Raw genomic sequence first — 26,967 nt, 5'->3', positions numbered from 1 at the left:
CGGCTTTAAGAATTGGATCAGAGCAGAATGCGTATACAATACAGCGTGATTGGTATTTTCCTGGCAATCGCGTCAACCGCATATGCTCTGGAAGCGGGATCGCCGCCGGTTTTGGAGCCATTGCAGGAGCAGGCGCAAGCCGCTCGATTGAGCGCACAATTTTTGACGCGTTCCGGCTACAAGCCCGTTCCGCTCGATAATGCATTATCGGCCAAGATTATGACCCGGTTCATCAAGTCGTTGGATCCGGACCGAATGCTGTTCCTACAGACGGACATCGATACGTTTGCGGCCGACAGCACAAAGATTGACGATGCCATCAAACGGGAAGACCTGCGGATTCCGTTTTCAATTTTCAACGTCTATGCGCAGCGCGTTGCCGGCCGTATGGAATATGCGCGCAGTGTGCTCAAGCAGAACTTCGATTTCGGTGCGCAGGAAACCTATTCGTTGTTGCGCGATGACGCTCCTTGGCCGCAATCTGAAACCGAAAGCGATGATCTCTGGAGAAAACGCGTCAAAGGCGACTGGCTGCGGCTGAAACTGGCGGGCAAGACAGACGCGGTTATTCGCGATACGCTCGACAATCGCTATCAGAATTCCCTTGAGCGCGCTTTCAAGTACAAGAGCGCCGACGTTTTCCAGTCTTTCATGGATGCCTATACGACGTCGGTTGACCCGCATACGGACTATTTCGGCGCGAGGGCTGGGGCTGAGTTCGATATTTCGATGAAGCTTTCGCTGGTTGGTATCGGCGCGGTGCTGCAGGAACGCGATGACTACACGACGATCCGTGAACTCGTGGCGGGTGGGCCTGCCCAACTGTCCGGCAAGCTCGCGGTCGGAGACCGCATAACCGGTGTCGGGCAAGGCGAGAGCGGCCCGCTCAAGGAAGTGGTGGGCACCCGCCTGGACGAAATCGTGCAAATGATACGAGGGGAAAAAGGGTCTGTCGTGCGCTTGGACATTTTGCCTGCGGATGCCGGGCCAGATGCCAGCCATCGGCTCATCAGCTTGACGCGCGATAAGATAAGCCTCGAAAAGCAGGCCGCCAGAAAGGCCGTTCTGTCTATAAAGGATGGCGATGCAACGCGCAAAATCGGCGTGATTACACTTCCGGTGTTTTATGAAGATTTCGAAGCGCGGCGAAAAGGTGACGCCGATTACAGAAGTGCAAGCCGCGATGTCGCCAAGCTTCTCGTCGAACTGAAGCAAGACAATGTTGATGGGGTTCTGATGGACTTGCGCAACAATGGCGGTGGTTCGCTGAGCGAGGCGATTGATTTGACCGGCCTGTTTGTCGGCAAGGGGCCGGTGGTTCAACAACGCGGCGCCGACGGCAAGATAGAGGTCGGGAGCGATGACCTTCCCGTGCCCGCGTGGACAGGTCCGGTTGGGGTGTTGATCAATCGCGGGTCTGCCTCGGCTTCCGAGATTTTTGCGGCCGCGATACAGGATTACGGCCGTGGCGTGATCGTCGGCGAGCCCAGTTTTGGCAAAGGTACCGTGCAAACCGTGGTCAATCTCGACAAGGCGGCCAGCAACAGCAAACCAAAATTCGGGGAACTGAAATTGACGATTGCGCAGTTTTTCCGGGTAAACGGCGGTACGACACAGCTGCGCGGCGTTACGCCCGATATCAGCTTGCCGGGCCTTTCGGACCCAAAGACCTTTGGTGAAGCGAGTTATGACAACGCGCTACCGTGGACCCAGATCAAGCCTGCGAAGTATACGGCTGCCGATACGATCGTGGCATTGCTGCCGAAACTGCAAAGCAGCCACGATGCTCGGGTGCGCAACGATCGGGATTTCCAGCGCTTCGTGGAAGATATTGCCGAATTGAAAGCCCAGCGCGACAAAGGCGTCATCTCCCTCAATCTCACCGAACGTCGAAATGAACTGGCTGCTCAAACAACACGTCTCAAAGAGCGCGCGCAAGCAAACGATGGTGTGGACCTTGGTACAGACGATGGGCTGCAATCAAACGAGCGCAGCCTGAGCGCTGATATTGCCATTGAAAATGCCCGCAAGAATGCAAAAGACGTTTTGCTCAATGAGGCGGCAGCCATTCTTGCCGACGAGGCAAATCTGCTGGAAGGAATGCGATAGCCAGCCACACGACAATTGGGAAGCACGGACCGAAATTCGCCCATTGCGAAGAGCGTTACGGCATGCGGTGTTTTGAATCGTGTATTCATTCTCCAAACGGTGATGCCTCAGGCATCACCGGACCTTGCCAAGGTTTTGAACGGCTACTCAACAAGGTGCCGTCGCTCGTTCTTGTTCTGACCCAACATCGCGCCACGAACGCGATACCCCGTCAACTCTGGGACACAGCCGAAGACAAGGGTGACAGATCGGGGGGCACTTGGGTCCGTGTTGCCGCTTCCTGGAAAGGGAGCCCCCCAAATAGCGTCTCAGAGAAAGGCCCATACCGTTCTCATTCCATCTCACCGCTGGAGTTTCGATTTCGAACGCGCTTTCATCCAGCGCCAGACCCAGGCCATGGCGAACATTGTGAGCAGCCAACCAAGCAAGACATCCGACAGGAAATGGGCACCAAGAAGGACGCGATTAAGAGCCACGAACATAAGGCACGGCACCACGACTATTGCAGCACCCAACCTGAATTTCGGTGGCACCAGGATCAGCAGTGACAGCGACGCGGCAGCAGCAGAAGATTCGCCGGACGGGAAGGAGCAGGCGCGGCTGCATGCGGCGGAAAACTGCCACACCGGCGTAAAATCCGCGGTGCCACCGAACTCGACAAGCGCGCGGGGGCGCACACGCCCGATGACAATCTTCAATGTCTGGACCACGAGAAGCGGGCCTGCGGCGAAACTCAAAAGGACGAACAGGGGCTTGTGAGGCGGGCAGATGTACATTCGCGCCGGCAGGAATTTCCACAGCGCGATCAGCACGATCATCGAGCCGATGATATAGGGCTGCGCCAGGCGGCTGACATCTCTTACCTGCAGCAAGAAGGAATTGTCGGCCATTACGAAGGTTTGTCCACTGACAAACCAGCGTGAGACCACAAGATCGAGGTTGGGAAAGACAATGAAGACAAAACTGACCCAGACGATCGAGGTTCCGATGATGGCAAGCGCGCTGTCGGCCTTTGAGAGCGGGACTGGCCGGTGCAGGCCCACGGCCCGGGAACCAGGATTCCAATAATCGAACGCAAATTTTCGCATGCCGGCATCTCCGAGGGCTGAACCGGCGACAAAATGAAATTGGATTGTCAAGAAATGGTGGGGATGCAATCAAGTCCCTGTTTAGAACCGTGCGCCTTGCGGTCGAAAGCGTACTTGGAAATTGCAGAAGTTTTTTTGTCCGTGATAGTGTCTGTCAGGTAGCAAGGCAGGCACAGAAAATTGATGAACCGCAAGGCATTAGGGTGGATAACAGTCTCGTTCTGATCGTAGAGGATGAACCGGCAATCGCGCAGATACTGGAAGCATATCTGTTGCGGGACGGCTTTCGTACGGTTCGCGCTGGCGACGGCGAAATCGCGCTTCAACATCATGCCCATCTGAAGCCGGACATTGTGTTGCTCGATGTGCGGCTGCCGAAACTCGATGGTTTCGGCGTGCTTGCCCGCTTGCGTCAGGCCGGGTCAACGCCGGTGATTATGGTGACGGCGATTGCCGACGACATCGACCGGTTGAGCGGTCTGCGCCTTGGCGCCGATGACTACGTTGTGAAGCCCTTCAACCCGCAAGAAGTGGTTGCCCGGGTCAAGGCCGTTTTGCGCCGGACGCAGGGAGAACGCGCCGACGCCATCAAGCGGTTCGGCGCCATAGAAGTCGATTTCACCAGCTATACCGCATCGGTCACCAAAGATGAGCGGCGCACGCATCTCTCCCTGACGCTCAGTGAATTTCGAATTCTCGCTTATATGATCCGCCATCCGACCCAGGCTTTTGCGCGCGCCGATATTCTCGACGCCTGCCTTCCGGAAAGCGATGCTTTGGTGCGCACCGTTGATACGCATATTTCCAACCTCAGGCGCAAACTGGAAGACATGGGGCAGAATGGCTTCTTTCCAGCCGTGCGGGGCATCGGCTACCGTTTCTCGGATCCAAGATGAAGAGACCCGGGCTCCCTGCGCTGCCGCTTGCAACGCTCACGGCGATGATCATCACAGTCATGCTGCTTCTCAGCGTCGGCATGACGTATTTTGGAGTCACGTGGTATTCCGCCTATTTGGAGCAAGGCATCACCGAAGGCCTGCCGGCGAGAGCACTCGCCGCCTATCACGATCTGGACAAAGGCGTTCTCCCCGATCAGGGTTCTCTCAAGCTCCTCCTTGATCACCTCAATCTGCTGCAAGAACCGACAGATTTCAAAGTCCAGATGTCCATTCTGGTCTGCGGTCTGCTTTCTGCCCTGGTCTGTGCCGTTATCGGCATATTCCTGGCGCGGCGGATCGCAGGCCCTCTCGCAGACCTGACATCCGCTGCTGCAGGCCTGAAATCCGGCGATTTTTCCGTGAGTGTCGCGGCATCAAACCACAGCGCTCGTGAAGTTTCGAGCCTTGTCGATACCTTCAATGCGCTTGCGACCAGCCTTGACAGCATGGAAAAAAGATTGCGCTTCAACAACATGGCGGTCGCACACGAATTGCGCACGCCGCTGACGATCCTGCAGGGGTCGTTGCAGGGCATGCTTGACGGTGTCTTTCCCATGGACAGGAAGATCATATCCGATCTCCTGCTTCAGGTCGAAGGCTTGGGTAGAATTGTTGAAGATCTGCGCACCTTGTCACTGGCCATCGGCCAAAAGCTCGTGATGGAGCGGCAATGGATCAACGTATCCCAGGTGGTTGAAGCAGTGCTCACGTCGGCAAAGCCCATGTTGGGAGCAAGCAAGCTAGAGCTCGAAACCGGCCTGCAATCTGCCTTCATCTCTGCGGACTCGCCCCGCATTCGCCAGGCCGTGCTGGCGCTGCTGGAAAACGCTTGCCGCTACGCCGCTGACGGCAATTGGCTGCGATGCGAGACAGAGACATTGCCAGATGAAAGCGTCGTAATCCGCTTTCTCGACCGGGGGCCTGGATTCCCGCACGGTTTGGATGCTGTGGCCACCAACCCGTTCTGGCGAGGTGATCCTTCTCGGTCCCGGGCAACGGGTGGCACAGGTTTGGGACTGTCCGTAGTACAGGCCATCGCACTGGCGCATGGTGGGAGTCTCGAATTCGCGAACCGGGAAGGCGGCGGCGCGATGGTCGCAATCCACTTGCGCCCGGAATAGTCCGCAAGAACCAGCATGACCGTGATTTGAACTGCTCTGCGCAGCCTCTTGCGCCAAGCCCACCGTAGGCTCGGGCCACGGCCAGCCGGTCAGGCTGTGAATTCCGTCAACCCATCTCAATAGGAATCAGGCCGACGTTCAGTGGAACAATTCGCCGACCGTGTGAAAGCAAATTTTACTGCGGCTGCGGCCGTCCGTTCCGCGGGTCACAGATTTTGGCACCGTGAACCCGTAGGTATCTTCAGGCTCGGCCGAACGCTCCGCCCAGAAGGTATCGATGGCCGAGAGCATCATCGACCGCCGTTTGCTGCTTCGATACTGGATCGGCTGTCTCGCCTGCGAGATGGCATAGAAATGCGGCATGCCGCCTTCGACCGTCAGCCCTTGCAGCACCATCAGGATCGCCTCTTTCGGGCGAACGCCGAAGAGATCGCGTGTCGCATCGACTGTCAGCCGTTTGCCGTTGCGGGGGCCCTGCATGCTGCCGACGACAAAGGTGTAGCTATCCCGCGAGCCCTTGCGAAGGAACGTGAACCTGCCGGTGCAAAGGAGGGCCATATCGCTCGAGCGGACAAGTCTGATGGCGAAAGCACCTTCGTGACGCCCGCCACACCGGTCGGCCAGTGCGATGCGACACATATAGGCCTCGTTTCGGCCATTGATCACGCCCATGTCCAGCCACTCCCCTTTCCACAGCTTCATGAGGCTTTCTCTGGACAGGATTTTTTCCGCAATACGGAAATGATCAACAAGAAGTGCGAGCCGGCGGGAACTGTGCATTCCGTAAACCAGGAACTTCGACAATGGCTTTTGTAGCAGTTCGTCATGTGGAGCCGGGAACCCTCGCGCTGTGGTAAAATCCGCAAGGAAGCGCCACCAGCGAAGGGTGAGCAGCGGATTGGCGGCAAAGCGAATCCAGAAAAGAGCAGCGCGCTTCCAGCGCGCCCGCAGGACGAAAGTCAGGATTTTTCTGAGTACGAGATATCGGAATTTCTCCGGTTCGTTGGCGATTTCCGAGGCTGTGCCCCGGCGCTGGGTGCTGGGGATTTCGCCTTTTGCCGCTGCAGCGATCAATTCGTTTTGAATCATGTTCTAAGCCCGACGAGTATGGTTGCGGCCAACCATCTGCGGCGGGATTGTCAAGAACGTGCGAAGAAACGATGGTCATCCGCTGAGGTTGCGATCGCCTTCGTCAGCCGAAAGCCGTCTGGCTGTGGCGCCGTCATCGAGAAGGTCAGCGGTTTCTAGAGGCGCATTAAATTTCTGGCTTTGAGTTGCAGGGCAGTCTCTTCAATTTCCTTGTCTGCGCGTTCAGCGTTCCAGCCGCAGGCACGGGCTACAACCGGCACTATTGCCTGCAGATCCTTGATCGTGAGGGAGCCGGTAACAGCCAACGTCGTGCGGCGCATCACGACGTCGGCAAGGTGTTCGACAAACTCGTGGCGCACGATGTAGTCGATCTCCAACAGGCTGTAATCGCGCGAGTCGGGCAGGTGGTCAGCGTCGCTCCAAGCACTTTTATGCAGCGCGACCTGCAAAGCCCGTGTTCCGTAGCGGGTCAGAAGGGTGTCCACCCGCTGCGGGTCCAAGCCGGATGCGGCGGACGCTTCGGTCAGCCATTTTGAACGTTGGGCTGCGTCTGCCGGAAAGTTCCTGCCGCCGCCGATCGGCATCGAGCGCGTGCTGACGGATCGACTGCGTCCCAGGCGCTTGAGCACTGTATCGGCCACTTCCTCTGCGAAGCCGCGAAACGTGGTCCACTTGCCACCGATCAGCGAGATGATCGCAAAAGGGCGTTTTTGATCGGGTTCAGTCACCGGTGCCGAATGATCGCGGCTGATCAGACCGGCGATGGAGGCATCGGAGGCGGGCAGGGGCCGGATGCCGCTATAGGCATAGACGATCTGCTCGCGCTCGACACGGACACCCGGCATCAGCGCGCTTACGCTGGCCAGCAAGTAATCGACTTCATCCTGTTCGCAGCGAACCGTATCCGGATTGTCGGCCTTGGTATCGGTCGAACCGACAAGGGCGCGGCCCAGATAGTCGAACACCAGACAGATACGCCCATCGTCGGCTTCGAAATAGACCATGCGGCCGGCAAGGCTGCGCACGAGTTCGTCGTTCTTCAGAAGAATGTGCGAGCCCTTGGTGCCTCCAATCATCTTGGAAGGCGCGCCGAGCGAGGTGTTGACGTGGTCGATCCAAGGGCCAGCGCCGTTGACGACCAGTTTCGGCCGTACCGAAAACGTCCTTCCGTTCTGGGTGAGGAAAGTCAGAAGGCCGTCAGAGGCCGATGTCATCGTGGTGTAATTGCCCGCCGCCGAGGTCGCGCTGGCCGTCAGGCCATCTTCGATCAATTCAAGAACCAGCCGTTCGGGATGGCTGATTTTTGCATCGTAATAGGTCCCGGCAGCGACGATCGACTTGGTCAAAACAGGCATTTCCCGCAGTGCACGGCTACGTCCGACCAGCCGGTGTCGCGGCATGACCCGGTCGCGCGACCCATAGAAATCGTAGAGTGCCAAGCCGATTTTTATCAGCACGGCGCCACGGCTGCGCGGAGCGCTGGTTGAGCCGAACAGGGTGCGCAGAGCAGCGGTTATGCCGTTGAACCAGGAAAAGATCGGGATCAGTGTCGGCAGTGGGCTGACGTAATGAGGGGCGTTTTTCAAGAGCAGATTGCGTTCCAGCGTCGATTGCGCGACAAGGCCGAATTCACCTGTCTCCAGATACTTGAGCCCGCCATGGATCAACCGCGACGGTGCAGCGCTGGTCCCGGAGCCGAAATCTCCCTTGTCGACGACAAGGCATCTCACCCCCTGCGCGCAGAGATCGCGAAACAGGCCGGCGCCATTGATGCCGGCACCGAAAATGACGACATCGAAATCCTCCTCTGAGCCGAGTGCGGTCAGCCGATCGGCCAGAGATGTTTCGTTTTGCAGTTGGTTCATACCGGGGCTGTCCTGACGACGCGCAGGCGTACGCCCGCCTGTTCGAGTTTTTGCGCTTGAGCGTCGCTGATGCCGTCGGTCACTAGAACGGTGTCGAATGCGGTGAGTTCGTCCAGGGCATGGAGTGCGACATTGTTGAGCTTGAAATGGTCAACCAGCAGGATGCGCTGGTTGGACGCTGCCATCATCGCCTGCTTGACGCGCACCACCTGTGGATCCTGGATATAGGTGGTTGTGCCGATGATGGCGGAGACCGAACAGAAGAGGACATTGGCGCGCAGCCTGGAAACGGCGTTTTCGCAAACGATGCCGATATACGCATTGTATGTCCGGTGATACTGGCCGCCAAGGCAGATGAAATCGATATCGTCGGCGGCAGTCAACAGTGCCGCTGTCGAGAGACTGTTGCTGATCACGGTCAGCGGTTTGATATCCTGCAATAGTGGCGCAATGGCGCAGGTCGTGGTCGAATCGTCCAGCATGATGACCTGACCGGCTTCGATGTAATCAAGAGCAGCGCGCGCCAAAGCATTCTTTTCAGCGGTTCCCACAGTCATGCGGTAACGGAAGGCGCTTTCGTAAACACCGGATGGCTGCGCGCTCACGGCCCCATGCAGTTTGCGCAAGACCCCTTGTTGCGCCAGATGGTCGATATGGCGGTGGATGGTCATGCGCGACACACCGAAATGTTCGGCCAGATCGTCAAGCCGGACCTGACCGAGCTTGATGACATAGTTGGCGATTTCTTCGCGCCGTTCGTCCGCCTTGATCACGCGCCGTCCCCCTCGTTTTTCTCTGCCAGTCGTTCGATATCCGGCCATAACGGCTTCAGTGTTTCCGCAATGCGGCAGTAGAGCGAGAAGCGTCGGTTGAATTCCGCGCTGCGGGCTGGGTCGGGATGATATCTGCGGCCGGTTGCGCTCAGGTCGCGGGGATCGTCCTGGACCGAGGCATAGAGGCCGACGGCGGCCCCGGCACACAAGGCCGCCCCAAATGCCGCCGCCTCGTCGGTCGATGTCACCATGACCGGCATGTCGAGGATATCGGCAAACATCTGCGCAAAAGCTGGGTTGCGCGATGCGCCGCCGGTAAGGCGCGCTTCCCTGACGGTAAAGCCGTCCTGCAGCGCGTCGATATGCGTTCGATGATTGAACGCGATCCCTTCGAGCACGGCTTTGAGCATGTCGCCGCGATCGTGCCAGCCGTGCAGCCCGAGAAAGCTGCCGCTGGCACTATTCCCGTGGGGCGATCCGAACAGATAGGGATGGAAGAGGATGGTCGACGGCCTTTGCAGCGCAGCGTCGATCTCATGCGCCAGCGTTTCATGGATGGAGGCGCCGCCCTCAATGGCAGCGTCCTGGTCCTTCCGGCACAGCGTGTCGAGGAACCAGTCGTAGTTCGCGGCTGACGCTGGCGAGATCGCCATGTTGTTCCATCGCCCTGCATCGATCGCATTGCGGCAGAACCAGCGGGGATCGACACGCACATCCCTGGAAATGACCTGGTTGATCGAATAGGTGCCTGCAACGATGCTGATGGTATCATCGACATGGCCACCGATGCCGAGCGCGGATGCGGTAACGTCATGCAGGCCGAATGCAACCGGGGTGCCCGCCGCAAGCCCTGTCAGCGCAGAGGCGTCGGATGTGACGTAACCGGCGACCTCAGCGGAATGCGCCACGGGCGGCAGAGCCTCAAACAAGTCCTCAAGGCCGAACAGACGCATTGCTTCTGGCGAAAAAGCCTGAGTACGGACATCGGTAAACGATGCGCTCGCCTCGGTCCGGTCGGTTCCGATCGTGCCTGTCAGGCAGAAGCGCAGCCAATCCTTGCAGCCAAGCACATGCCGGATGCTTTTGTAACGGTCCGGTTCGTGCTGCTTGATCCAGGCGAGCAGTGCCGAGGGCGCGGATACATGTGGGATCTGGCCTGTCAAAGCCAGGACTTCGCTGAACACCGCGTTGCCGGACCACGCATCAATGAGTGCACCAGCTCGGCTGTCGAGCGAAAGAATGCCCGGACCAAGGGGCAGCTTGTCTTCATCGAGCAGGTAAAGGCCGTCGCCGTGGGCTGTCGCAGCCACCGCCTTGATGTCTGACGCGAGCCTGCCGCTCAGGGCAATCGCCTCGCGGATCGCCTCGGCCGTGGCACTCCAAAGTCCCGTCATGTCGCGCTCGACGAAACGCGCTTGTGGTATGGATTGCGGCACGCGCCGCCGCGCGACCGAAAGCTGCGTGCCATCGATATCAAAGATGACAGCCTTCGTTACAGTCAGTCCGTTGTCGATCCCCAGCAGGCTCGCCATGGTTTTCCTCGTTGCTGATCTGGCATCCGGATACCGTTATCCATGCTGAAGACGATATCATTTTGTGATTTGATATCGTATTTCAGTGTGAAATTAACGTCAAGTCTTGTTATGTTCTTGGAGGGCTTTTTGGTGGCGGTCCATATGACCGCAAGCGCCTATCCGAAAGCGCGATGCCGCTCGGGAGGCGACAGAAACCGTATCTGAGCAGGGCTTTGGCTGGAAGGGGGCCGAAGGCATAATCCCGCACAGCATAACGGAATTGCGTGCGGAAGGCCTGAGGCATGCATCGACAGCTTATCGATTGGAAAATAAGGGAGAGGGCGCCCGAAGGCGCCCTCAGATATCACTACTCGGAGAGCGTGAACGGAGCCGTGTACTTGTCGACATTGTCCTTGGTGATCAGCAGGCAATCGAACAGCTGCTTTTCAGTCGCTGCGCCGGTTTTGCCCGTCTTGATGAAGGAGTCTGCCTGCTTGACGGCTTCGGCCGAGAAGATTGCGACCGGCTGAAGCACGGTGTATTCCAGTTCGCCTGCCTTGATGGCTGCTACGGCGTCCGGGGAGCCGTCGAAACCACCGACCTTGATGTTGGCAAGCTTGCCGGCTTCCTTCAGCGCGGCAATCGCGCCAAGCGCCATCTCGTCATTGCCGCTGATCAGGCCGATGACATCAGGGTTGGCCTGGAGCAGGCTCTGCATCTTGTCGTGTCCCTGGGTACGATCCCAGTTCGCGACCTGCGAGCCGACCTTTTCCAGATCAGGATACTGGCTGAGAACGGTCTCGTAACCGTTCGAGCGTGTTGCCGCGTTGTTGTCCGAAGGGACGCCGAGAAGTTCGACGTATTTTCCCTTTTCGCCGATGCTCTGTACCCACTGCTGGGCACCGAGGGCTGCCCCTTGCGCGTTGTTGGAAACGAGCTGCGCCTTGGCCAGGCCTTCCTGGTTGATCTCGGCATTGACGAGGAAAACCGGAATGTTGGCGGCAATGGCCTTCTTCACCGCGCCGATCGATCCGTCAGCATTGGCCGGATCGAGAATGATCGCAACCGACTTGTTGGTGATCGCAGTGTCGATCAGGTTGCTTTCGGTGTTCGTGTCACCCTTGGAAGCGCCGACCGTCGCGGTGTAGCCGAGTTCCTTGGCTTTCGCCGCCGCCACTTCGCCTTCCGTGAACCAGTAGGGGTTCGACGGGTCGTTGACGATGATCGAAATCAGGCCTTCGGCCGATGCCGCCGTTGTCGACAGCGCCATGACCGGTGCAGCCAGAATGAAGCTTGCCAGCAGCATTCTCTTTGTGAGTTTCAACATTGTACTCTCTCCCTTTGTGGTTGGTCGTATGCCAGTCAGCTGGCGATCTTCCCGTGGGCGGCATTGGCGGTCTGGCCTTTGCCATTCGGTTGCAGAGAAGCGGATGGGCCGTCGGTCCCGGTCGTCTTCTTGACACGGCGGCGATACTGAACGGCGTTGAGCAGCACCGCGAGCACGATGACTGCGCCGGTGAAAACTGTCTGCCAGTAAGAGGAAATGCCGATGATCACCAAACCATCGGACAGGAAGCCGATAACGAAGGCGCCGAGCAGGGTGCCGCGAATATTACCGCGGCCGCCCGTCAGAGCCGCACCGCCGATGACCACGGCAGCAATGGCCGTCAGTTCGTAGGACGTGCCAGCCGTCGGGCCAGCGGAGGTCAGCTGGGAAGACAGGATGAGGCCGGCGATGGCAGCGCAGATCCCGGACAGCATATAGACCGCTACCTGAACCTTCTTAACCGGGACGCCGCTGAGTTCTGCAGCACGCTCGTTGCCGCCGGTGGAATACAGCCAGCGTCCGAAGGCCGAGCGGTTAAGCACGAGGCTTCCAATAAGTGCCAGAACGACCAGAACGACGACGCCGATCGGAATGCCCGCGAGGCGGTTGAAGCCAAGCCAGTCGAACCCGGTATTGCCCAGTTCAGCCTTGCCGCCCAGATTATTGTAGGTCAGGCCATTGGTCATCAACAGCGCAAAGCCGCGCGCCACATACATCACGCCCAGCGTCGCAACGAAGGCTGGCACCTTGAAGCGCGCGATCAGGATGCCGTTGACCAGGCCGACGAAAGCGCCGAGTGCGCAGACAAGCAGCACGACGACCCAGATCGGCGGGTAGAGCACGACGCCCAGTGCATTGAGTGTCACACCCTGCATCAGGAACCCGGCAACGACGCCTGCAAGCCCGAGCGTAGAGCCAACAGACAGGTCGATGCCGCCGTTCAGGATGACGAGCAGCATGCCGATAGCAAGGATCCCGTAGATCGCCACATGTGACGACATGATCAGGAAATTGCTGACCGAGAAATAATAGGGCGACAGGAACGAGAAGACAGCGATGATCAGGATCAGCGCGAAAAATGCCCGCCCTTCAAGCAGCAGCCTGCCCAGGTCAAAGCCATCGCGGAAAAGACCTGAACGAGGTGGGGTAGTGTCTGAACTGGCCATAGTCAGGGCTCCATTAAACTCGGTAATCAGACATGCACGGCTTCGCCGGAGGCGGCCATGATCTCTTCTTTTGAAACATCTGCGCCAAACTGCGCTGAAATCTTGCCGCGCCGCATCACCACGATCCGGTGGGCAATGCTCAAGCATTCGGCGACTTCGGACGTGGAGAAAATGACGGCGAGGCCCTTGGCTGCCCGCTCGCTGAGCAGGCGGAACACCTCGGCTTTTGCGCCGATATCGATGCCGCGGCTCGGCTCGTCGAGAAGGATGACACGCGGATTGGTCGCCAGCATCTTGCCGATGACAACTTTCTGCTGGTTGCCACCTGACAGCGAGCCAATCGGCGCGCGTCCACCATCGGTCTTGATGTGAACCTTGCCGATCGCCTCGTTGACAACCGCCTGTTCGCCGGAGCGCGACATCAGCATGCGCTTGGTAAAACTTGCGATACTGGCCAGCGACAGGTTCTGGCCAACCGACATGGTCTGGACAAGACCGTCCCGCTGGCGATCCTCAGGGACCAGCACCAGCCCCCGGTCTATGCGCTGCGCGATGCTGAGGCGCGTGATGTCTTCGCCTTCGACAATCACCCGGCCGCCACTCAGCGGCATGCGACCAGCGACGGCCTCCAGCAGTTCGGTGCGGCCAGCCCCCATCAGTCCATAGATGCAGACGATCTCACCTGCCTTGACCTCGAGCGACAGGCGATCGACGACCGAATAGCCGGACCCGGCGGCATCGGTGACGCTGACATTCTCGATCGACAAGGCGGTTTCGCCGAATGCGTAGCCCGTTGGTGGAGAGCCGAGATCGAAGTTCTCACCGACCATGTTGCGGACGATCCACTCCAGGTCGATGTCTTTTGCTTCGGCATTGGCCGTCATGGCGCCATCGCGCAGCACGACGGCGTAATCGGTGATCTGCAGCGCTTCTTCCAGATGATGGGATATGTAGACGATCGAAACCCCACGGCTGGTCAAGTCCCGGATCACCTTGAACAGCACCTCGACTTCCGTCGCGCTCAGTGCCGACGTCGGCTCGTCCATGATCAAAATACGGGAATCGACCGACAGGGCGCGGGCGATCTCGACGATCTGCTGCTGTCCCAGTCGCAGATCCTCGACAAGGGTCATCGGGTCGATGTCTTCCTCGAGATCGGCCATCAGCGCTCTTGCCTGGCGTGCCTCCTCGGCAAAATCAACGCCTGTTGCGGTGCGCAATTCCCGGCCCATGAAAATGTTGTCGCGGACGCTGAGATTGGGCGCCAGGCTGAGTTCCTGGTGAATGATCGAAATGCCGCAATCGCGGGCATCGGAGGCGGACGAAAAATGAACGACTTCGCCATCGAGCACGATGTCGCCTGACGTTGGCGTCACCACACCGGACAGGATCTTCATCAGGGTCGATTTGCCGGCACCGTTCTCTCCGAACAGAGTGGTGACCTTGCCGCGATGGATATCGAAGTTGACGCCCTTCAGGGCGTGGACGTTGCCATAGGACTTGGCAATGTTTCGCGCAGACATGACGGCGTCGTCGGACGCGGGAGGTGTTGCGGGCAAAGGCTTCATTGCACGTCCAGCCTTACCGGAGTGATCAGCCAGTTCTTCGGATTGATCAGTTTGAACGCACCAATCAGCGACACCGTCTTGCCGGTCAGCTGGCTGGTGTCGATCTGGGCAAGAACATCCTTCTTCAACTGGTTGTTCAGGGCTGAGCCCGCGTCCTGATATTCGATCTGGTTTCTAAACTGGCCAAACGCGATAGTACCCGTGGCGTCGCGCAATTCCGTACCGTTGATTGCCGGCCCGGTTTGGACGCGGACGCGTACCGTATCAGGGATGCCTTCAACCTTGACGTCGTAAATGCCCGATTTCGCTTCGCCGAAAACGCCCGTCAGCTTAACGGACATGACGGGGCCGGCGCCTGCAGAAACACCATATGTCTTCTCGGCGGCAGGCCGGTCTTCGGCGATAGCGGCTGCCAGTGTCGCAGCATCGACGGCGCGCTCTTCCACACCGGCTTTCACCTTCGGAAACTCCGTCGCCCCATAATCGGCCGCGGAAAACACATTGGCCTTCACATCATCGCTTGAACCAATTTTGACGACTTTGGTGTCGAGCGCCATTGCGGCAAGGACAATCAGCACGGCAGCCGAGGCCACTATCCGGCCCATGTTGGACTGCTTGCGTCCCTTCTTTGCGGTGAATGACTGTGAACTCATATCGGGTCGACCTGTTTTTGGTGGTGGATCAATAGCGAGTGGTCGCTAGTTGCGGTGCGCATTGGCAAAAGAACCGGAGGGGATCGTGTCTGTGAGGTGCCTCGTCGGAGGGCGGTGATCCTCTCGCTGCGTTGTGAGCGCTACCGTTTGCTGGAGATGCTCCAGAGCGCCAATGCAAGCTGCGCCGGAGCCCGGGAGATACCGGGTTGCGCCTGGTCGAACAGTCATCGTCTGCATTGTTTGCTCCTCCGCCGTTTCCTGCACGCGGCAATTTCCTCCCACCCGTGCGGCGCATTGCCGTGCTTTTGTTGGCGACCCAACACTCATGTTACGCAGGCGTTATAACCTACCTCATTCATGTGATACGTTTTCGCCCATGTCAACTCTAACGGCGTTAAGATAAAGGGAAAATATGATACGTTTCTGTTGTGACCAGCCAGAGCACGCTGGCGAGACGAAAGCCTTCACTCCTGCACTCCACCCGGAAAGATGCTGCACCCGCAGGATTCTCGTATTTTCAATGGGCGGGGCCCAAGTACGCGGGCTGAAGTTGGCAGCCTCGAAAACCCTTTCTTTTCAGCCCCGCCTCCAAAAATTCCGTGTGTGATAATCAAGGGTTTGCGTGTGATCTTGTTGACTTAGATTACGCATTGTGTAAAAAAATGCAATAGGTGAAATTAATTACATTTTGCAACGACCCGCGCGGGAGGAAAGATGGTGCGAACGGTTACAACTCGCGACCGGGATGACAGTCTGGCTGTCCGGGCGGCATGGCTCCATTACGTGGGAGGCCTGACGCAGGCCGAGGTTGCCGCTCGGCTCGGCATACCGAATGTCAAAGCACACCGGCTGATCATGTGGGCAAACCAGAATGGCGTGGTGAAGTTCTCCATCCATGGCGACGTGACGGAATGCGTGGCGATCGAAACCGAGATCGCCGACCTGTTCGGGCTGGATTATTGCGAAGTCTTGCCGGACCTCTATGACAAGAACCTCCTGATGCGCGCACTTGGCGTTGCCGGCGCCGAATTCCTGCAGCGCGAAATCAAAAACCTGCAGGGGCAGGTGATCGGCATCGGCAACGGCCGCACCCTGGCCGCTGCTATCGCTGCCATGCCGAATATGGATGCCGGAGATGTGCGGTTTGTTTCCCTTCTAGGCGGACTGACGCGAAACTATGCGGCAAACCCCCATGACGTGATGCATCGCTTGGCCGAAAAAACCGGCGCCGTCTCCTATGTCATGCCAGTGCCGTTCTTTGCCAACTCGGTCGAGGACCGGGAGGTACTTCTTTCCCAGCGTGGCGTGCGCCACGTCTTCGACCTGGCAGCCCGCGCCGATCTGATGTTGATTGGGATTGGTACGGCGGAGCTCGATTCCCAGCTCGTGGTCTCGCAGATGATCGAAGTGCCGGAAATGCAGGACGTACGCGATCAAGGCGGCGTCGGTGAGATGCTTGGCCATTTCTTTGATGCCGACGGAAAACCGGTCGAAACCACATTGGGTGAACGGACGCTGTCGCCAAGCCTCGAAAGCATGAAGGCACGCCGTATTGTCGCGATCGCCGGTGGGCCTGGAAAGATCCCGGCAATCCGATCGGCCTTGAAGAGCGGCTGTCTCAGCGGACTAATTATCGACGAACAGACGGCGTCTGCGCTGGTCAACGATGCGCTCTGAAGCCGCAAACAAGTTGGAGGTCTTGTGATGGCCCATTCCGGGAAAGACATCCTGATCGGCATCGATGCCGGAACCTCGGTGATCAAGGCGGTCGCCTTCGATCTAACCGGTCGCCAGATTGCCGCGGCTTCCATACCTAACACCTATGTGACGGGTGAGGACGGTGCAGCAACGCAGTCGCTGGAAAAGACGTGGGCCGATTGCGCCCGCACGATCCGCGATCTCGCAACCAAGGTCGAAGGTCTTGCGCAGCGCACGGCCGCACTCGGCGTCACCGGGCAGGGTGACGGCACCTGGCTCGTGGGCAAGGATGATGCGCCGGCAGCAGACGCGTGGCTCTGGCTCGATGCGCGGGCTGCGCCGACCGTGCGTAAACTCTGTGCCTCGCCAGACGATCGCGCCCGCTTCGAAGCGACAGGGACGGGACTTTCCACCTGCCAGCAGAGCGCTCAACTCGCACATATCGCCTCCGAAAGTCCCGGTTTACTTGAACAGGCGGACATTGCCCTTCACTGCAAGGACTGGCTTTACCTCAATCTGACTGGTGTTCGAGCCACCGACCCGTCCGAGGCGAGCTTCACCTTCGGCGATTTTCGCACGCGCCAATATGACGACAACGTCATCGCCATACTGGGGCTGACTGCACGGCGCCGGCTGTTGCCAGAGATTGTCGATGGAACGCAGGTCAGCCATCCGCTGTCTCTGGCTGCAGCGGCGCAGACGGGCCTACTGGAAGGCACGCCGGTGAGCCTCGGTTATGTTGATTTCGCCTGCACCGCGCTGGGTGCCGGCATCTTCACAGAGGGCAGGGCATCTGCCTGCTCGACGATCGGCTCCACGGGCATGCACATGCGCGCGATGGCGGTCGATGATATCCGCCTGAATGCCGAAGGAACGGGCTATATGGTTGTCCTGCCGATACCGGGCATCGTTGCACCTGCACAATCGAACATGGCAGCGACGCTCAATATCGACTGGGCACTTCGGATGGCCAGCGATCTGATGGGCGAGATGGGCCACCAGGTCACCCATACCGAGCTGGTCGGGCGGATCGAAGGCTGGCTTGCGGCAAGCCGCCCCGGCGCCATCCTCTATCATCCCTATATTTCAGAAGCGGGAGAGCGCGGACCATTCGTCAATCCTGATGCTCGCGCCGGGTTTATTGGTCTAAGCAGCGGGCACCGGTTTCCGGATCTGCTTCGGGCGGTGATCGAGGGGCTGGGATTGGGCACGCGCGATTGTTATGCGGCGATGGGCGAGATGCCCGTCGAATTGCGAATGACGGGTGGAGCGGCACGTTCACCAGCATTGCGCTCAGTTATCGCTGCCGCGGTCGGCTCGCCGACCCGGGTCTCGTCGCGCGAGGAGGCGGGCGCGGCAGGCGCTGCCATGATCGCCGCCGTCTCCATCGGTGTTTACGAGGACATGAACGCTTGCATCGCCGAATGGGTGACGCCGCTGCTCAGCCCTGCCGAGGCGCCCGATAGCGCATTGGTCGAAACCTATTCCCGGATGTTTTCGCCCTACCAGAATGCCCGCCGCGCGCTTGAGCCGGTGTGGGACATGATGGCTAGTCCCACAGGGCATGCGACGAACTGACGACATTGCAGCGCTGCCGGAACGAAGCCGGTACTGCGCATCCATCACGATTGGCTTTGCCAAAGGAGAGTGACATGAATGATACCCGGATGATCGACCTGTTCATTATCGGGGGCGGCATCAACGGCGCGGGCATCGCGCGCGATGCAGCGGGCCGGGGCCTATCGGTTATCCTGTGCGAAAAAGACGACCTCGCGCAGGGAACATCGTCCCGATCGGGCAAACTTGTTCATGGTGGCCTGCGCTATCTCGAATATTACGAGTTCCGTCTCGTGCGGGAAGCGCTCATCGAGCGCGAAGTTCTGCTGAATTCCGCCAGCCACATCATCTGGCCGATGCGCTTCGTCCTGCCGCACAGTCCTGATGACCGCCCCGCTTGGCTCGTCCGTCTTGGTCTGTTCCTCTATGATCACCTCGGTGGCCGCAAGAAGCTGCCGGGCACACGCTCGCTCGATCTCAGCCGCGATCCCGAGGGCGCGCCGATCATGGACAAATACGTCAAGGGTTTCGAATATTCCGATTGCTGGGTGGATGACGCGCGTCTTGTCGTCCTTAATGCCGTCGGCGCAGCTGAAAAGGGTGCAGAAATCCTGACGCGCACGGCCTGTACCAGCGCACGGCGCGAAAACGGTGGCTGGACCATCCAGATGCGTGACGAGAAAAGCGGTGAAGTGCGCACGGTTCGCGCCCGCGTCGTCGTCAATGCCGGCGGCCCTTGGGTCAACGATATCGTCGGCCGCGTTGCCGGCTCAAACAGCCGCCGCAACGTGCGCCTCGTGAAGGGCAGCCACATCATCGTGCCAAAATTCTGGGAAGGGCAGCATGCCTATCTGGTTCAGAACCACGACAAGCGGGTCATCTTCATCAACCCGTATGAAGGCGACAAAGCCCTGATCGGCACCACCGACATTCCGTATGATGGGGCGCCTGAAGAGGTGACGGCAGATGAATCCGAGGTCGAATACCTGCTGACAGCCGTCAACCGCTACTTCAAGGAGACGTTGCGGCGCTCGGACGTGCTTGAGACATTCTCGGGCGTCCGGCCACTGTTCGATGATGGCCAGGGTAATCCATCAGCCGTGACGCGCGATTATACGTTCGATCTCGATGAGACCGATGGGGCGCCGCTCCTCAGCGTGTTCGGCGGCAAGATCACCACCTTCCGCAAGCTGTCCGAACATGCGATCGAGAAAATCGCCAAATTCTTCCCGACCATGGGTGGAAACTGGACGCGGCAATCGATTTTACCAGGGGGCGAAATCCCCAACGCCGATTTCATTCAGTTCACCGAGAACGTGCGCCGCGCCTATCCCTGGATGCCCCGCACGCTCATTCTTCATTACGGCCGTCTTTATGGATCACGAATTGACAAGATCATCGGCGATGCGACCGCACTGGATGGCCTTGGCCGGCATTTCGGTGCTCATCTGTACGAGGCCGAAGTGCGGTATTTGATGGCGCATGAATGGGCGATGACGGCTGAAGACATCCTTCAACGCCGGACGAAGCAGGGCTTGCACCTGAGCGACAGCGAAAAGGCATCCTTTGCCGTCTGGTTTGAAGCGGACGGCGCCCATGGCGTCCGGGCCTCCGGCTAAAACGCGTTCCGCCTGAGACTTCGTTATCGTCTGCAATCCGAACCTGAGAAGCCATCATGTCCCTGACCCTCTCGCTGAATACCAATCCTCTGGTCAACCGTTTTGCTGCCGCCGACGACCTCATTGAGACCGTTGCGCGGGACCTGAAGATCCGCGACCTACAGCTGACACACGAATTCATCAACCCGTCATGGCCCGCGCCGGTGATCCGCCGCGTTACACGCAGCTTCCGGGCCGCGCTTGATCGAACCGGCGTGCGCGTCACGTCCGGCATGACAGGCCCCTATGGCCGGCTCAATCATTTCGGCCATCCCGATCGCGACGTGCGCCGCTATTATGTCGACTGGTTCAAGACCTTTGCCGATATCTCTGCGGACCTGGGAGCCAAATCCATCGGCACCCAATTCGCGATCTTCACCTTTGCGGATTTCGATGATCCGCAACGCCGCGAGGATTTGACCCAGATCGCCATCGATTGCTGGGCCGAAGTGGCCGAACATGGCAAGTCGGCCGGGCTGGATTATGTGTTCTGGGAGCCGATGTCAGTGGGACGCGAGTTCGGCCATACCATTGCCGAATCCATGGCGCTGCAGGACAGGCTGACGGCAGCCGACATGGCGATTCCGATGTGGATGATGGCCGATATCGATCACGGCGATGTCACCTCGCCGAACCCGGACGACACCGACCCGTATGCGTGGGCGAGGGCGGTGCCGAAGGTTTCGCCGATCATTCATATCAAGCAGAGCAAGATGGACAAAGGCGGACACCGTCCCTTTACCGCCGAGCACAATGCCACGGGGCGGATCCAGCCTCAACCGTTGCTGGAGGCGTTCCAGCAAGGTGGTGCACTGGACAACGAAATCTGCCTCGAGCTTTCGTTCAAGGAACGCGAGCCGGACGACCGCAATGTCATCCCCGCCATCGCCGAAAGCATCGCCTTCTGGGCGCCTTACATCGATTCGGGGGCGGCCGATCTCAAGATCTAGCGCACGGCGCGCGAAAATGTGCAAAACAAAGATTTAAAGCGGCAGAACGTCCGTGAAAACTCACAGAAGACATTAAGGAAGCCCCCAAAACGGTTGTAATGACAACAATTTCTGGGGCTTCAGAGTACTCTGCGCTTCGCAAGATACGAGGCTTTTCGGGCGATGACTGCCTGCGGCATTGGCACTCCAGATTTGCCCCCGGATAGAAAGTTCGCTGCCACCGTCCCTGGTTAGAAGGGATAGTGCTGAGCAGAATCCTCGATGGTGATCCAGCGCAGGTCGGTGAATTCGGCGATGGCAGCCTTGCCGCCGAAACGGCCGTAACCGCTGCCCTTGACGCCACCGAACGGCATTTGCGCTTCGTCGTTCAGCGTCGGGCCGTTGATGTGGCAGATCCCGGATTCGATACGGGCGGCAACGGCCATGGCACGCTGGATATCGCGACTGAACACGGCCGACGACAAGCCGTATTCCGTGTCATTGGCGACACGGATCGCTTCTTCCTCATCGGCGACGCGGATGATCGGCTTGACTGGGCCGAAGGATTCTTCCGAATAGACCCGCATATCGGATGTAACGTGATCGAGCAGCGTTGCCTCGACCACGGTGCCGGTGCGTTTACCGCCGGCCACAAGCTTGGCGCCCTTGGCCGTTGCATCGGCAATCAACTCTTCCATTTTCCTTGCTACCTCAAGGCTGATAAGCGAGCCGAGCACGACATGGCCGCGTGGATCTCCGGCCGGAAGCTGCGCGGCGCGGGCGGCGAGCTTGGCGACGAACGCGTCGGCGATTGCCTGATGAACGATGACGCGTTCCGTCGACATGCAGATTTGTCCCTGGTGCATGAAGGCGCCGAAGATGGCGGCATTGACGGCGCCGTCGATGTCGGCGTCATCGAGAATAACCAGTGGCGCCTTACCGCCGAGTTCGAGCAAGGCGGGCTTCAGGTGTTCGCCGCAAAGTTTTGCGATAATCTTGCCAACCTTGGTGGAGCCGGTGAAGTTAACGCGGCGGATAGCAGGATGGGCAATCAGAGAGGCGACAATCTCGGCTGCATCTTCCGGCGCATTGGTGATGACGTTGATGACGCCGGCGGGAAGGCCGGCTTCCGTCAGTGCCGTGGCGATCAACCGGTGGGTTCCCGGGCATTGCTCAGATGCCTTGAGGATAACCGTGTTGCCGCAGGCGATCGGCATGGCGACGGCACGGGTGGCAAGAATGACGGGGGCATTCCAGGGCGCAATGGCAAGGCAAACACCTGCCGCCTGGCGGACCCCCATGGCGAGCGTGCCCGGCTTGTCGGAGGGAATGATCTCACCGGAAATCTGCGTGGTCATCGAGGCCGCCTCGCGCAGGATATTGGCGGCGAGCATGACGTTGAAACCGGCCCAGGGTGCAGTCGCGCCGGTCTCCTCGATCATCAGCCGGGTGAACTCTCCGGCCTTGGCGTCCATGATATCAGCCGCCTTCATCAGGAGAGCACGGCGCTGGCCGGGGCCGGTCTTCGACCAGGCTGGAAAGGCATTCGAAGCGGCTTCGATTGCGGCCGCGACATCGTCGGGACCGGCGGCAGCGGCGCGGCTGGCGAGCTTTTCTGTGAAAGGGTCGATCCGGTCATAGGTCCGGCCACTGCTTGCCGCGCGATCCGTGCCATTGATGAGGAGGGAAATGTTCATGATTGTCTCCTGGGGGAAGGACATTAGAAGCCGAGAACTTCGGCGTTGATCGAAGCTTCGAGGCCGCCGTCGGTTGGAAGATTTGCGCCGTTGATCCAGCGCGCACCGTCCGAGGCGAGGAAGAGAACGGCAGGTGCAATATCTGCGGATGTGCCTGCACGGCCGACACGAGTGATGTCGCTATCGACGCGGGCATCGCCGAGCACGGCGCGGAATTGCTTGAGGATCGGCGTTTCAACCGGGCCGGGGCTGACGGCGTTGACGCGGATGCCGCGATCCTTAAACAGCGGTTGGTGAGCGGCGCGCATGGTCCAGAGCAGCAACAACTCCTTGGACAGCGGATAACCTTCCTCGTCCTTCAGGCCATGTTCGGCAACGATGCCTGCCACATCCGGAAAATCCTGAATGCCGGTCAGGATCTTTGCCCGTTGCAGATTGGCGCGCCAGCCGTAACCGGCGATCGAGGCGACATTGACGATGGCGCCGCCTTCGCGGAGACGCGGGGCGACTGCTTCGGAGAAGGCGCGCAAGCCATAGAAATTTACCGACAGCGTCGAGATCACGCCGGTATTGCCGGAAAGCCCGGCGACGTTGGCGAGCGCATCAAGGCGCTTGGGCAGTTGTGCGACGATATCGGCCACTCCGGTGGCGGTCGAAAGGTCGCCCTTGATGAAATTCGCGGTGCTGCCGGCGGGCTCGCGAACGTCGATACCAATGACATCGGCGCCCATCTGCCCGGCCAGTTCTGCCGTGCGCGCGCCAATGCCGGAGGCAACGCCCGTCACCAGGATAGTTTTTCCAAAGAGCATGTCTTCACCTTTCATAAGATTCTCCGGATAGCCGGATATATTATTGGTTCCATTGAATTTTAGCCGGGCCGGGAAATTTGACGCGGTAGCCGACCGGTAGCAGCCGCAGGCCGAAACGGCGTTCGATCTCACCCCATAGGCCCTGCGGCAGGAACAATGAGAACAGCACCGCTGTTGCGCCAAGGCCGATCAGGTACCAGACGCCCATCGCTCCGAAGAAGGTCTCGATGACAAAGAACAGCACAGCGCCAAGGATGGCACCCTCGAATTTGCCGATGCCACCGACCAGCACCATGAAGATCATGTAGGCTGTCCATTGCACGCTGAAATAGGTCTTTGGCTGGAAAGTCGTAGATGTCGCCAGCCACAGCGCACCGGCGACCGCGATGCCGAAAGCGGCAAGCACGAACAGCAGCCGTTTGGTGGCAAGGACGCGCACCCCGAGCGATGTGGCAGCATCCTCGTTGTCTCGGATTGCCTGGATGGCGGCTCCGGCCCGGCTGCGCAGCAGGGCAAAGAGAATGCCGAGCAGGGCGGCCATCGAGGCAAGCGCCAGCCAGTAGATCACCACCCGGCGGGCGCTGTTGTCATAGGCATTCAGCGAGATCAGGGACGTGCCGGTTTCCCCCTGGATCAGGCGGTCGAGGTTGACCAGCATATGTGTCAACGCCGAGATCACCCACATGCCTATGGCAAATTCGCCACCCTTCAGCCGCAGCATGAAGAAGGACAGGGGCAGCGAGATCACGCCGGTCAGGAGTGCCGCTGCAAACAGCGACACGAATGGATTGAGCCCGGCATCGGCAAGCCGGATGGTGAAATAGGCCCCGAGACCGAAGAACACTTGCTGGCCGACGGAGACGAGGCCGCCGAAACCGGCAAGAGCATTCCACATGGCGGCAAGGATCACGTAGATGAACAACGCCGTCAGCCGGTCGATGGCGCCGGCACCGAGCGTCAGCGGTGCAATGGCAAAGAGTGCCAGCACCAGCGCGACGCCGCCAAGCGCCAATCGCGAGGAGCGCGTCCAGCGCTCGATGGAGATGCCGTTGGATACGAGGGTCATGGTGTGCTCCGGAGCGCGGCGCGGATTTTGGAGAGGCCGGTTCTGCTGAAGCCGGCCTTGCCGATGAAGGGAACGCCGGTGAGAAAGAGCCGGGCAAACAGCACAGCCAGAAAGACGGCATGGCCGCCGATGAGAAAGCCCTGCGGATGGATCTGGGCGCCGAGCGACTGTGCAAGTCCAAGCACGATGCCGCCGATCAGCGTACCCCAGAGCGAACCGGCGCCGCCGATCACCGCTGCTTCGAAGGCGAACAGCAGTTGTGGTCCGCCCGAATAGGGATCGAACGTGGCGCGCATCCCAAGGAACGCCCCGGCAATGCCGACGGTGACCATGGCGATGGCTGCGGCAAATGCATTGACCTTGCGGGCATCGATACCGACGAGACCGGCCGTATCGGGGTCTTCGGCCGTGGCCCGGATGGCGCGGCCCAGCGCAAAGCGGCTGAGAAAGAACTGCAGGCCACCAAGAAGGGCAATCGCGGTTGCCATCGTCATCACTGCCAGCTTGCCGACATAGATCCCGCCCGGCAGTTCCCAGCTATCATAAGACAGGCTGCCGATGAACGGGGCGAGCGAGCGGGTGTCCGCACCGAACTGTTCGAACATCAGGTTGTCGATGACGATGGCAAGACCGAACGTCGTCAGGATCGGCAGGAGCGCACCGCCGCGGGCGCTGCGTTCCAGCAGGTAACGCTGCAGCATCCAGCCAACTGCCGCCATGACGGGCAGCACGATGAGAAGGCCGGCAAAGGGGGAGATGCCGAATGTCGAGGCAAGCAGCCAGAGGCCGTAGGCGGCCGCAACGGCCAGACTGCCATGGGCGAGATTGATGATCCGCATGACGGAGAACATGAAGGACAGGCCGCAGGCGATGACGGCATAATAGCCGCCGAGCAGGATGCCCTGAATGAGTGTGTCGATCACGATGCCGCCCTCCCGGCACTGTCGCGGTGGAGCCCGAAATAGGCCTTCGTCACCTGGTCTCGCGTGACGCTTTTCGCAGGACTGTCAAGCACGACACGGCCTTCAAGCATGCAGATGACACGGCTGGCGACGGCCATGGCGCGGCCGAGATCCTGCTCGACCAGAATGATGGTCGTGCCCGAGGTAAGCAGGGTCTGCAGCTGGGCATAGACGCGGTCGACCACCAGCGGTGATAGGCCGAGCGACACTTCGTCGAGCAGCAGGATATCCGGATTGCTCATCAGCGCCCGGCCGATCGCCGTTGCCTGCTGCTCGCCGCCGGACAGGTGTCCGGTCTTCGCATGACGGCGGGGGACAAGATTGGGAAAGGCCGAAAAGACGCGGTCGACGGTCCACTCGCCGTTTCTGCCTGCACTTTTGCCGAGCAACAGGTTTTCCTCAACGGTCATTTGCGAAAACAGGCGCCGGCCTTCCGGCACCAGCGCTATGCCCCTGGCGATACGCTGGTGCGAGGGCACGGCGGTCATATCGCCGCCGTTCAGCATGATGCGGCCAGAGGCGGGGAGGTGGGCTCCGGCGAGCGAGCGGAGCAGCGTGGTCTTGCCTGCGCCGTTGGCGCCGACCAGCGCCAGCACGTCGCCTTTGGTAAGGTCGAAGCTGACATCGCGCACCGCCTGCAGCAGGCCATGGCGGACGTCGAGATTTTGAACGGAAAGGATGGTCATGCGGGCGCACCCCCAAGATAGGCCTTGACGACGCTGGCATCGGCCATGACGGCGCACGGCTCCCCATCGGCGATGATCCGCCCGGCATCCATGCAGATCAGCCGTTCGGCAACCTGCAGAAGGATATGAACGATATGCTCGATCCAGACGATGCCGATGCCCCGGCGGCGCAACTCGAGGATGGTTGTCACCAGTTCGCTGGCCTCCGCGTCGGTCAGGCCGCCACCGATCTCGTCAAGCAGCATCAGCTTCGGCTTGGTTGCCAGAGCACGGGCAAGTTCAAGCCGCTTGCGGTCCAGCAGGCCCAGCGTGTCGGCCTGCCGGTTGGCAACGCCCAGCATGCCGCAAAGCGTCAGGCTGTCGATGACGCGCTCATAGGCTTCATCACGGCTGACAGCATCGCCATGCGAAGCGGCAACGAAGACGTTCTCGAACGCCGTCATGCCGCTGAAGGGTTTGGGAACCTGATGGGTGCGGACCAGGCCTGAGCGGCAGCGCTCCGCCGCCGACAACGCGGTGACGTTGCGGCCATCGAAGATGATGGTGCCTGCATTCGGCGGGAATGCGCCTGCGAGCGCGCTGAGCAAGGTCGTCTTGCCTGCACCATTCGGGCCGACAATGCCGATGGCATCGCTCTGGCCCATGGAAAAATCGACATTGTCGAGAACCACAAGCGCACCGAAGCGCTTGTGGA

General features: G+C 59.7%; 22 protein-coding genes. 7 read left to right on the top strand and 15 right to left on the bottom strand.

Annotated elements, in window-relative coordinates; genetic code table 11:
- Positions 1-27 precede the first annotated feature (27 nt).
- Entirely contained in the window at positions 28-2,109 is a 2,082-nt protein-coding gene (locus tag R6X40_RS30070; protein ID WP_318418706.1) for a carboxy terminal-processing peptidase, read from the top strand.
- A gap of 341 nt (positions 2,110-2,450) precedes the next feature.
- Here R6X40_RS30070 and R6X40_RS30065 read toward each other — a convergent pair whose 3' ends face one another.
- Positions 2,451-3,197 carry a phosphatase PAP2 family protein gene (locus tag R6X40_RS30065; protein ID WP_318418704.1) on the bottom strand — a complete coding sequence of 249 codons (747 nt, stop codon included), beginning with the start codon at positions 3,195-3,197 and terminating at the stop codon, positions 2,451-2,453.
- A 203-nt stretch (positions 3,198-3,400) separates the two neighbouring features.
- Between R6X40_RS30065 and R6X40_RS30060 the strand changes: the two genes are divergently transcribed.
- Both R6X40_RS30060 and R6X40_RS30055 read left to right on the top strand, forming a co-directional pair.
- On the top strand, positions 3,401-4,093 hold the full coding sequence (locus R6X40_RS30060) for a response regulator (RefSeq protein WP_318418702.1): 693 nt from the start codon (positions 3,401-3,403) through the stop codon (positions 4,091-4,093).
- 44 nt (positions 4,094-4,137) lie between these two features.
- Positions 4,138-5,256 carry an ATP-binding protein gene (locus tag R6X40_RS30055; protein ID WP_318418700.1) on the top strand — a complete coding sequence of 373 codons (1,119 nt, stop codon included), beginning with the start codon at positions 4,138-4,140 and terminating at the stop codon, positions 5,254-5,256.
- A 138-nt stretch (positions 5,257-5,394) separates the two neighbouring features.
- Here R6X40_RS30055 and R6X40_RS30050 read toward each other — a convergent pair whose 3' ends face one another.
- The 8 genes from R6X40_RS30050 to R6X40_RS30015 form a co-directional block, all read right to left on the bottom strand.
- Positions 5,395-6,345 (bottom strand): DUF535 family protein, encoded by a 951-nt coding sequence (locus tag R6X40_RS30050; protein WP_318418699.1) that lies wholly within the window; start codon positions 6,343-6,345, stop codon positions 5,395-5,397.
- Positions 6,346-6,500: 155 nt separating this feature from the next.
- On the bottom strand, positions 6,501-8,210 hold the full coding sequence (locus R6X40_RS30045; protein WP_318418697.1) for a glycerol-3-phosphate dehydrogenase/oxidase: 1,710 nt from the start codon (positions 8,208-8,210) through the stop codon (positions 6,501-6,503).
- Positions 8,207-8,983: a DeoR/GlpR family DNA-binding transcription regulator gene (locus tag R6X40_RS30040; protein WP_318418695.1), complete on the bottom strand. Its 777-nt coding sequence runs from the start codon at positions 8,981-8,983 to the stop codon at positions 8,207-8,209. Before R6X40_RS30040 ends, R6X40_RS30045 begins: the two co-directional genes overlap by 4 nt.
- Entirely contained in the window at positions 8,980-10,515 is a 1,536-nt protein-coding gene (locus tag R6X40_RS30035) for an FGGY-family carbohydrate kinase (RefSeq protein WP_318418693.1), read from the bottom strand. The genes R6X40_RS30040 and R6X40_RS30035 overlap by 4 nt, the downstream gene beginning before the upstream one ends.
- Positions 10,516-10,864: 349 nt before the next feature.
- Positions 10,865-11,824: a D-ribose ABC transporter substrate-binding protein gene (locus R6X40_RS30030; RefSeq protein ID WP_412178493.1), complete on the bottom strand. Its 960-nt coding sequence runs from the start codon at positions 11,822-11,824 to the stop codon at positions 10,865-10,867.
- A 35-nt stretch (positions 11,825-11,859) separates the two neighbouring features.
- Positions 11,860-12,990 carry an ABC transporter permease gene (locus R6X40_RS30025; RefSeq protein WP_318418691.1) on the bottom strand — a complete coding sequence of 377 codons (1,131 nt, stop codon included), beginning with the start codon at positions 12,988-12,990 and terminating at the stop codon, positions 11,860-11,862.
- A gap of 26 nt (positions 12,991-13,016) precedes the next feature.
- Positions 13,017-14,558, bottom strand: a complete 1,542-nt coding sequence (locus tag R6X40_RS30020; protein WP_318418690.1) for a sugar ABC transporter ATP-binding protein — start codon at positions 14,556-14,558, stop codon at positions 13,017-13,019.
- Entirely contained in the window at positions 14,555-15,211 is a 657-nt protein-coding gene (locus tag R6X40_RS30015) for a DUF2291 domain-containing protein (protein WP_318418689.1), read from the bottom strand. Before R6X40_RS30015 ends, R6X40_RS30020 begins: the two co-directional genes overlap by 4 nt.
- Positions 15,212-15,925: 714 nt before the next feature.
- On the opposite strand from R6X40_RS30015, the gene R6X40_RS30010 reads away from it, so the two are divergent.
- The 4 genes from R6X40_RS30010 (at position 15,926) to R6X40_RS29995 (ending at position 21,074) form a co-directional block, all read left to right on the top strand.
- Positions 15,926-16,888, top strand: coding sequence for a sugar-binding transcriptional regulator (locus R6X40_RS30010; protein WP_318418688.1), 963 nt, complete (start codon positions 15,926-15,928; stop codon positions 16,886-16,888).
- Positions 16,889-16,915: 27 nt separating this feature from the next.
- A complete protein-coding gene (locus tag R6X40_RS30005) occupies positions 16,916-18,487 on the top strand; it encodes an FGGY-family carbohydrate kinase (RefSeq protein WP_318418687.1) in 1,572 nt (523 codons plus the stop codon).
- 74 nt (positions 18,488-18,561) lie between these two features.
- Positions 18,562-20,085: a glycerol-3-phosphate dehydrogenase gene (locus R6X40_RS30000; protein ID WP_318418686.1), complete on the top strand. Its 1,524-nt coding sequence runs from the start codon at positions 18,562-18,564 to the stop codon at positions 20,083-20,085.
- Between the two features lie 56 nt (positions 20,086-20,141).
- Positions 20,142-21,074: a TIM barrel protein gene (locus R6X40_RS29995; protein WP_318418684.1), complete on the top strand. Its 933-nt coding sequence runs from the start codon at positions 20,142-20,144 to the stop codon at positions 21,072-21,074.
- 230 nt (positions 21,075-21,304) lie between these two features.
- On the opposite strand, the gene R6X40_RS29990 is transcribed toward R6X40_RS29995, so the two are convergent.
- The 6 genes from R6X40_RS29990 to R6X40_RS29965 are packed head-to-tail and all read right to left on the bottom strand — an operon-like array spanning position 21,305 to position 26,944.
- The gene (locus tag R6X40_RS29990; RefSeq protein WP_318418682.1) at positions 21,305-22,750 is read right to left on the bottom strand and encodes an aldehyde dehydrogenase; all 1,446 of its coding nucleotides are present in this window, start codon (positions 22,748-22,750) and stop codon (positions 21,305-21,307) included.
- Positions 22,751-22,773: 23 nt separating this feature from the next.
- Positions 22,774-23,559 carry a coniferyl-alcohol dehydrogenase gene (locus tag R6X40_RS29985; RefSeq protein ID WP_318418735.1) on the bottom strand — a complete coding sequence of 262 codons (786 nt, stop codon included), beginning with the start codon at positions 23,557-23,559 and terminating at the stop codon, positions 22,774-22,776.
- Positions 23,560-23,599: 40 nt separating this feature from the next.
- On the bottom strand, positions 23,600-24,625 hold the full coding sequence (locus R6X40_RS29980; protein WP_318418681.1) for a branched-chain amino acid ABC transporter permease: 1,026 nt from the start codon (positions 24,623-24,625) through the stop codon (positions 23,600-23,602).
- Positions 24,622-25,548, bottom strand: coding sequence for a branched-chain amino acid ABC transporter permease (locus tag R6X40_RS29975; protein ID WP_318418679.1), 927 nt, complete (start codon positions 25,546-25,548; stop codon positions 24,622-24,624). Before R6X40_RS29975 ends, R6X40_RS29980 begins: the two co-directional genes overlap by 4 nt.
- Positions 25,545-26,273 (bottom strand): ABC transporter ATP-binding protein, encoded by a 729-nt coding sequence (locus R6X40_RS29970; protein WP_318418676.1) that lies wholly within the window; start codon positions 26,271-26,273, stop codon positions 25,545-25,547. The genes R6X40_RS29975 and R6X40_RS29970 overlap by 4 nt, the downstream gene beginning before the upstream one ends.
- Entirely contained in the window at positions 26,270-26,944 is a 675-nt protein-coding gene (locus R6X40_RS29965; RefSeq protein ID WP_318418734.1) for an ABC transporter ATP-binding protein, read from the bottom strand. The genes R6X40_RS29970 and R6X40_RS29965 overlap by 4 nt, the downstream gene beginning before the upstream one ends.
- Positions 26,945-26,967: the final 23 nt, after the last annotated feature.

The sequence above is a fragment of the Rhizobium sp. PL01 genome (assembly GCF_033447125.1).
Classification (GTDB): Bacteria; Pseudomonadota; Alphaproteobacteria; order Rhizobiales; family Rhizobiaceae; genus Pararhizobium.
Note: the sequence above shows the minus strand (reverse complement) of the source record. Positions and strands in the feature narration are given on the sequence as shown.

Excerpts from the sequence above, each read along its gene's own strand:
- R6X40_RS30015 (WP_318418689.1), bottom strand. The coding sequence starts at position 15,211 with ATGAGTTCACAGTCATTCACCGCAAAGAAGGGACGCAAGCAGTCCAAC.
- R6X40_RS30070 (WP_318418706.1), top strand. The coding sequence starts at position 28 with ATGCGTATACAATACAGCGTGATTGGTATTTTCCTGGCAATCGCGTCA.
- R6X40_RS30030 (WP_412178493.1), bottom strand. The coding sequence starts at position 11,824 with ATGTTGAAACTCACAAAGAGAATGCTGCTGGCAAGCTTCATTCTGGCT.
- R6X40_RS30010 (WP_318418688.1), top strand. The coding sequence starts at position 15,926 with ATGGTGCGAACGGTTACAACTCGCGACCGGGATGACAGTCTGGCTGTC.
- R6X40_RS30050 (WP_318418699.1), bottom strand. The coding sequence starts at position 6,345 with ATGATTCAAAACGAATTGATCGCTGCAGCGGCAAAAGGCGAAATCCCC.
- R6X40_RS29990 (WP_318418682.1), bottom strand. The coding sequence starts at position 22,750 with ATGAACATTTCCCTCCTCATCAATGGCACGGATCGCGCGGCAAGCAGT.
- R6X40_RS30065 (WP_318418704.1), bottom strand. The coding sequence starts at position 3,197 with ATGCGAAAATTTGCGTTCGATTATTGGAATCCTGGTTCCCGGGCCGTG.
- R6X40_RS29970 (WP_318418676.1), bottom strand. The coding sequence starts at position 26,273 with ATGACCATCCTTTCCGTTCAAAATCTCGACGTCCGCCATGGCCTGCTG.
- R6X40_RS30005 (WP_318418687.1), top strand. The coding sequence starts at position 16,916 with ATGGCCCATTCCGGGAAAGACATCCTGATCGGCATCGATGCCGGAACC.
- R6X40_RS29985 (WP_318418735.1), bottom strand. The coding sequence starts at position 23,559 with ATGCTCTTTGGAAAAACTATCCTGGTGACGGGCGTTGCCTCCGGCATT.
- R6X40_RS30025 (WP_318418691.1), bottom strand. The coding sequence starts at position 12,990 with ATGGCCAGTTCAGACACTACCCCACCTCGTTCAGGTCTTTTCCGCGAT.
- R6X40_RS29995 (WP_318418684.1), top strand. The coding sequence starts at position 20,142 with ATGTCCCTGACCCTCTCGCTGAATACCAATCCTCTGGTCAACCGTTTT.
- R6X40_RS30045 (WP_318418697.1), bottom strand. The coding sequence starts at position 8,210 with ATGAACCAACTGCAAAACGAAACATCTCTGGCCGATCGGCTGACCGCA.
- R6X40_RS29980 (WP_318418681.1), bottom strand. The coding sequence starts at position 24,625 with ATGACCCTCGTATCCAACGGCATCTCCATCGAGCGCTGGACGCGCTCC.
- R6X40_RS30000 (WP_318418686.1), top strand. The coding sequence starts at position 18,562 with ATGAATGATACCCGGATGATCGACCTGTTCATTATCGGGGGCGGCATC.
- R6X40_RS30055 (WP_318418700.1), top strand. The coding sequence starts at position 4,138 with ATGATCATCACAGTCATGCTGCTTCTCAGCGTCGGCATGACGTATTTT.
- R6X40_RS30020 (WP_318418690.1), bottom strand. The coding sequence starts at position 14,558 with ATGAAGCCTTTGCCCGCAACACCTCCCGCGTCCGACGACGCCGTCATG.
- R6X40_RS30035 (WP_318418693.1), bottom strand. The coding sequence starts at position 10,515 with ATGGCGAGCCTGCTGGGGATCGACAACGGACTGACTGTAACGAAGGCT.